Source organism: Paenibacillus sp. 79R4 (assembly GCF_013393165.1).
Classification (GTDB): Bacteria; Bacillota; Bacilli; order Paenibacillales; family Paenibacillaceae; genus Fontibacillus.
In genome coordinates, this window is sequence record NZ_QJOT01000016.1 from 88,379 (window position 1) to 95,801 (window position 7,423).

The window sequence follows — 7,423 nt, forward strand, 5'->3', positions numbered from 1 at the left end:
TTGGACAATGATGATCAGGAGGGGGATTTTTCGCTATACGGTGCAAGAACTATTATTAAAAGTGTTAATAGGTCTTAAGAACCGGTATTTTCGGACCGATAACATAGATAAGTCATATTACTAGACTTTAGGAGTAGGGATCATCTTATCCCAGCATTGTTACATAAATTCACCTCATAATAATGGATCTAAGCTTTGATAGCTATGGGAGGTATAGACTTTGACGATTATTGGAATTGACTTGGGGACAACGAACAGCGTTGTCGCCGCTTTTACGCCTGAAGGACCGAAGATGATTCCTAACTCGCTCGGTCGGCATTTAACGCCTTCTATTATCAGTGTAGAAGAAGACGGGGAAGTGCTCGTCGGAGAGGTCGCAAGACAACGGCTAATTACCCACCCGCAATTGACCGCTTCCGTGTTCAAAAGATATATGGGGACGAACAAAATCTATCAGCTGGGAAACTATCAATTCACCCCTGAGGATCTGTCCTCCTTTGTGCTGCGAGCTCTGAAGGAGGATGCTGAGGTCTGTCTGGGGACGAAAGTTACCGAGGCGGTAATCAGCGTTCCCGCCTATTTCAACGATGCCCAGCGTCAGGCGACGAGAAGGGCGGGACTGCTCGCCGGATTGAAGGTAGAACGTCTCATTAACGAGCCTACGGCCGCGGCGGTTGCTTATGGATTGCATTTAGAGGACCCGAATACCCGCTTTCTCGTATTTGATCTCGGTGGAGGCACCTTTGATGTCTCTATTCTTGAACGGTTCGAAGATCTGATGGAGGTTCAGGCTGTCGCTGGTGACAACTATCTGGGCGGCGAAGACTTTACAGAGCTGCTGTACCAGGAATTCATCTCGCGCCAGGAGATCGGGTGCATTAATCTCGAAGATCACAAGTTGACCGGAGCGATCCGCAAGCAAGCCGAAGCGGCCAAGATTGCCTTGTCCCAAGGCAAAGCAGCCGTGATGGAGCTTAGCCATCCGGAGCCACTGAAGCCCTGCAAGATAAGTGGAGATTACTTCGAAAATCTGGCCAAACCGCTCTTGACGCGGCTCAGACAGCCGATCGAGCGGGCAGTCCGTGATGCGGCAGTTCGTCCGTCCGACCTCGACGCGATTATTCTCGTCGGCGGGGCGACGAGGATGCCGATCATCTCTTCGTTTGTGGCCAGAATGTTCAATCGATTGGCCTCCGCGCATATCGATCCGGATGAGACGGTAGCGATCGGAGCTGCGATTCAAGCAGGAATGAAGGCGCGGCATGAAGCTGTGAACGATATCGTGCTTACCGATGTCTGTCCGCATACTTTAGGCGTGGGCATGGCTGTGGAAATTTCCGCGGGACAATATGAATCCGGCCATTTCAGTCCGATCATTGAGCGGAATTCAGTCGTTCCCGTTAGCAAAATCGGACGCTACTATACGATCCATGACGGGCAGACCTCGATGCGAATTGACGTCTATCAAGGGGAGAGCAGACTGATTCAGAACAATATCGCCCTTGGCGAATTCCTGGTTGATCTTCCATCAGGCAGGAAGGGGGAGCAAGCCGTTGATATTCGCTTCACCTATGATATTAATGGCATCCTTGAGGTAGAGACTACCGTGGTCAGCACAGATGAGAAGAAGCAGGTGATCTTCGAAGAGCATCCTGGACAATTCTCCAAAGAACAGATCGAGCAGAGGTTTAAGGAACTCTCCAAGATTAAGATTCATCCGCGTGATCGCATGGACATTAAGCTGCTCCTGGCTCGCGGAGAAAGGTTGTATGAAGAATCCCTGGGCAGAACGCGCGATCAGGTGGCGATGCTGCTGCGCCAGTTCGAGGATATTCTGAACCGTCAGGATGACCGGGAAATAAGACAGACCGTTGTAGATTACAAAGCTTACCTGGATACGATTGAGAGGGGGATAGAATTCTGATGACAGAATTCTGGAGCCTCTTAGGCATCGAACCTACAGACGATCTGGCAGCCATCAAGCGCGCTTATGCAGCCAAGCTTAAGGTGACGCATCCGGAGGATGATCCGCAAGGCTTCCAGCGATTGCGTGCAGCCTATGAAGCGGTGGTAGAAGAGGTTCAATATCATCAGCTTCGTACGCGTGAAGATGAAGACGGTGATATTGAACAAGACGGCTATGCCGTCGCTCATGAAGAGATGGCTGATGCCCCCCATACTGAAACCGCTAAGGTTTCCATTATAGAGAATAACGAACCGGAGGCAGCGCAGGAGTTAGATATCCCCACAGCTCTGGCTGTAGAGTTTCTCCACGAAGCAGCCGCGCTCTACGATAATATTCACGCTCGGGTAGAGGTAAGTCGTTGGAAATCACTGCTTGATGATGATCGGTTTATCGGGCTTGAGACGCGTCAAATGCTGGAATATGAGTTGCTTAAAATGCTTATGGAGAGATCCTGGGCTCCCGGCGCCGTGTGGAGAGCGCTTGATGAGTCTTTTCAGTGGTCCAGTATGACACCATGGCTGGAGAAGCATTTTCCTGAGGCCTATCTCTTTCATTTCTATCGACAGCTAAAAGCTTATTGGGATTTGAACTATGATTTTATTGCCAAATGCGAACTGGATGATGAGGTGGTGGAGAATTTCCTGTCGCTGCGAGGGAGAGCACAAATCACCTTAATTCATCATGATTATGAGCGCTCAGAGCATTATTTGCTTGAAGCTGCCAAGCTTATCCCGAATGAGCCTGATCTGTGCCGATTATTAGGTCAATACTGGATGCAGCAGGGGAAGTGGGATGAGGCGCTGCGGATTTTACAGGGGATGGATGCTTCGGCCGGTGATGCCGATTATTATATTGAACTGGCAAACGTGCTCTACAAGACAGGCAGCTATGAAGAAGCCCGACAGGCCTATCTTCTAATTCTAAATGATGAACCGGATCATCCCCAGGCCCTTACAGGCTTGGCTCAGTGTCTTACCGGGCTTAAGCAAGATATTGAAGCGATTCATACCTATCTGCGCATCCTGAAGCGTTGCTCATGGGATATGCATGCACTATATCAATTAATGAGGTACTTCAGCCGGCTTGAGTCTATTTTGACGCATCTGGAACCCAATCCCGAACTTATTGAATGGCTGTCTGGAATCGTTGAAGCTTATCAAGAGATAGGCCTGTTCCAGGACGCAACCCTTGAAATATTAAGTTATCTGGAGAAGCACGGGACATTGAATGTTAGGCAAAACTATCTGTACGGACATATTCTCCACCAGGCTGAACGCTATGATGAGGCCGCTCATTATTATAAGGCAGCCGTTCAGGAACAGGATTCGGATCATAGCTTCAGGCTTGAGCTGCTGTTGGCGGCCGCGCGCAACGCCTATTTTCTGGGGGATCACAAGTTAAGTCTGACCTTGATCGACCAGGTGCTGGAGCTGGAGCCTGCTCATAACGAGGCGCTCTATTATAAAGCGGAGGCGCTTAGAAAATCAGAGAAATATGAAGACGCGATTGGAATCTACAAGCATGCTCTGGAGCAGCAGGGGCACCGTCTGTATCATGTCGGGATCGCCGACTGTTATTATCATCTGAGACGATATACCGAGAGTTCTTTCCATTTTAACAACGCTGAATTGGATGATGCGAGTGATCCGATCTATTTCCTTGAATACGGTGAAGTGTTGCTGAACATCGGCAAGCACCGCGAATGTATAGATATGCTTAATATCGCATTGGGGAAGAGAAACTTCTATTTTGCCTATTATTTTAAAGGGACAGCCCATTATCGCATGGAGGAATATGAGTTATGCCGGACAAATATGCGCGAGTTCCTGAGCTATGAATTGGAAGACTTGCAACTCTATGCGAATCTGTTCATAGGCAACAGCAGTATGTACCTTAGAGAGTGGGATGCAGCAGTCACCGCATATAAAGAGCTTCTCAAACATCTTGATGGCGTCGAAGATCCAAGCGCTTTTGTGAAGATTTATGCGGCTTCTCTATTAGCATCCCGCCGTTTTGACGAGGCGATTGATCCGCTTGAGAAGGTGCTTAAGCTGGAAGAGAACAATGAATGGGCTTTGTTGCAGCTTGTGAGGGTATTCGTTGAATTGCAAAATTGGAATCGTATAGAGGACTCGCTTCTAAGGATGATCGATACCTCGGTAGGAAGGTATTTCGATCATATCTCTAAAAATGATCGGAATCCATATGTCTGGTTCTATAGCGGAATTCTTATGTATTATACCAATATGTATGATAAGGCTAAAATTTACTTTCAGGCCGCCTACAATTCAGGACTGCGCGGAGATACGAGCAGTTATTATAGTCTGGTTCTCTACGGGCTTGGCGATCATGAGACTGGATTGGAAGTAGCGCGAAGTGCTGTAGAGGCACGTCCTGACCATCCGGATTACGCAAGAAGGCTTAAGTATATGGAGGAGCATTATAGCAAACGAGGCAAGCTCTTAAATAGATTAGGCATGAATCCTTATAGCTATTTAAAAGAGACGGCTATGGATTTTGATTTTCCTGATGTTCTTGATGATGAAGCGCTACGTATTGAATTCCCGGGGGAAGTGATCTTAAATGAATACCTTGCTTAGCTCAAGCCAACTCTGGGCGCTGGCTGCAGGCGATATATTGCTGCATGCGAACGGGTTTACCTATGCCCATGAATACGCTCCTGATGAAGAAAGCTGCAGTTTCGATGTTCTTAAGAATGTGCTCTTGCGTGAAGGGTGGAGCATCGTAGATGAAGAGAGTGCCTATAGAATTCTGAATTGGCTAGCTGAAGAAGGCCACCGCACAGATTTTAACCAACTCCGGGGAATTCTTCGGGTTATGACCACAAAGCAGCAGGACCTGTACATCGCATCCTTGCAGGACGAATATAAGGAGATCAATGCCCGGATTGTGCAACGATATGACAAGCTGCTCCCTGAATCCGGCATTCTCGCCTGGGATTTGGGGCGCGCGGCCACCATATGTCACTTTTGCGCAGAAGTCGGATATATCCCGCGAGAATACGCCTGGTCCTATCTATTGAACAATGCGAATCAGGTCCAGCAGTCTTATCGAAGTTGGACTGAATATGGGCTCGCCTATATTATCGGCCGGCAATTTTGGCAGAAAGAGCTGGATGCCTCCAGCACTTCAACACATCTTGAATCGATTCAGAGACAGCTGACCGACTCGGATTGTCCATGGAGCTTCCTGCCTTGGGATACAAAACTGAAATATTGAAGCCTGTACAGTCACTTTCCTTAGGGAGGGTGGCTTTTTTAAATTCAAGGGATTAGACAATTTTATCCCCATGAACTACATATTTTCCCCTTATACCTTGCAACCCCCTTCATATTTATGAGAGGTAAGGTCTCGATTTCCCGAGCCGGAGAGGGGGGATGCGATTAGCCTTCAGTCAGATTGTAACCGCTATCAGCGGTGAAATGGGATGAAAATAAGGAGGAAGATCCAAAGTGAACATCCATCGTTATTTACCTCGCCAAATTTCGATTGGCGCCTTGATTGTTGCGTTGATAGTTACACTGTTTCAATTCGGTTCTGTCGCTGTGCCTAATGCCCAAGCGGCCGTAAGCAGCAAGACGATCGTTGGCTACTGGCATAATTTTGATAACGGCTCAGGTTTTATTAAGCTGCGTGATGTATCCACGAAGTTCGATGTCATTAACGTCTCGTTCGCAGAGCCTGTATCCGGTGTAACGAACGGGACGATCGGATTCACCCCTTATAATTACACGGATGCGGATTTTAAGGCGGATGTCGCTTATTTGCAAAGTCTGGGCAAGAAAGTCATCATCTCAATTGGCGGCGCCAACGGCCAGGTTCAATTGAGCACGACCAGCGCCCGCGACAACTTTGTCAACTCGGTTACCGCCATTATTGAGAAATATGGCTTTGATGGTCTGGATGTTGATTTTGAAGGGCATTCTCTTTATTTGAATGCCGGGGATAACGACTTCAAGCATCCAACAACGCCGGTTATCGTAAATCTGATCTCAGCACTCCGTACGATTAACGATCATTTTGGAACGGATAAATTCTACTTAACAATGGCGCCGGAAACCTTCTTCGTTCAGCTTGGTTATACTTTCTATGGCGGAAGCTGCATTAGCTGTGACAGTCGGGCCGGGGCCTATTTGCCTGTGATCGAAGCTACGAGGGATATACTGGATTGGCTGCAGGTGCAAAATTACAATTCGGGGCCGATCACCGGGCTGGATAATCAGTATCATAATATGGGCAGTGCGGACTTTCATGTAGCTATGGTTGACATGCTGCTCGCGGGCTTCCCGATTGCAGGCAATTCCAATCAATTCTTCACGGGCTTGCGGCCGGATCAGGTGCTGCTTGGTTTGCCGGCAAATGCCAATGCCGGAGGAGGATTCACCTCGACCGCAGAGGTTCAGAAAGCGCTTGATGCGATTATGAAAGGAATACAGCTTCCTGGTTACCAAATGCGCAGCAGTACCAGTGGATTTCAAAATTTCCGCGGTCTGATGACCTGGTCGATCAACTGGGACAAATACAACAATTTCGAGTTCTCCAACAGTCATCGCGCATACCTTGATGCGCTAGGTCCCTCGGTTCCGGATGATCAGCCGCCTACGGCCCCTGCGAATCTCATCGTAACCGGAACAACATCGACAAGCGTTTCCCTAAGCTGGACCGCATCAACGGACAATATCGGCGTTACCGGTTATACCGTAACTTACGGAACAAACGTCGTTCAAGTAAGCGGGACCACGGCTACGATCGCCAATTTACTCCCCAACACCAGCTACCAATTCACTGTGACAGCCAAGGATGCCGCAGGAAATGTCTCGCCGGGCAGCTCCGTCAGCGCAACGACGGATGCGCAAGGGAGCTCTGACGCCTGGGCGCCCAATGTCGGCTATAAAGTAAATGATGAGGTCATCTATGGCGGAAAAACCTATGTATGCCGTCAACCCCACACCTCGCTCCTCGGCTGGGAGCCGCCTAATGTCCCCGCCCTCTGGAGTTTGAAATAATTCATTATTTGACGGGAGTATGCTATTAGTGCCGAAAAATTTTAGAGAGAATAATAAGGATACCGGCTGATGGTTACTAAGGTTGTATTCCCGAAAAATAATTGTTACTATAAGAAGCATACAATGATGAGAGGACTGATGGATGGACAATGAATAACTAATCTATATTTTTATTTGAAATGAATAACTTCAAACTACAAAATATAGGATTAATCTTTCCATTTGTATAAATCATTTTATACTTGAATATCCATGGTTCTAATGGTGAGCAACCCACCCTTGATTTGATCCAAGTGAGAGACTAATCCTTCCAATGATGAATTGGGAGGATTTTTTTATTATGGCTTAAGCCAGTTGAGCTCGCGAAGCGTGCGAAACAGAAAACCACCTGCTATGCGGGTGGTGTAGTCCATGCTTATAGCAAAAAACC

4 protein-coding genes are annotated in these 7,423 nt (G+C 47.9%); all 4 read left to right on the plus strand.

The genetic code is table 11. The features are described 5' to 3' along the window. Window positions 1-220 precede the first annotated feature (220 nt). The 4 genes from DMN77_RS19640 (at window position 221) to DMN77_RS19655 (ending at window position 6,993) form a co-directional block, all read left to right on the plus strand. Window positions 221-1,924: a molecular chaperone HscC gene (locus DMN77_RS19640; protein WP_179016086.1), complete on the plus strand. Its 1,704-nt coding sequence runs from the start codon at window positions 221-223 to the stop codon at window positions 1,922-1,924. Next, window positions 1,924-4,566, plus strand: a complete 2,643-nt coding sequence (locus DMN77_RS19645; protein ID WP_179016087.1) for a J domain-containing protein — start codon at window positions 1,924-1,926, stop codon at window positions 4,564-4,566. The genes DMN77_RS19640 and DMN77_RS19645 overlap by 1 nt, the downstream gene beginning before the upstream one ends. After that, window positions 4,550-5,206 (plus strand): DUF1266 domain-containing protein, encoded by a 657-nt coding sequence (locus tag DMN77_RS19650; protein ID WP_068781166.1) that lies wholly within the window; start codon window positions 4,550-4,552, stop codon window positions 5,204-5,206. The genes DMN77_RS19645 and DMN77_RS19650 overlap by 17 nt, the downstream gene beginning before the upstream one ends. Window positions 5,207-5,439: 233 nt before the next feature. After that, window positions 5,440-6,993 (plus strand): carbohydrate-binding protein, encoded by a 1,554-nt coding sequence (locus DMN77_RS19655; protein ID WP_179016088.1) that lies wholly within the window; start codon window positions 5,440-5,442, stop codon window positions 6,991-6,993. Window positions 6,994-7,423 lie beyond the last annotated feature (430 nt).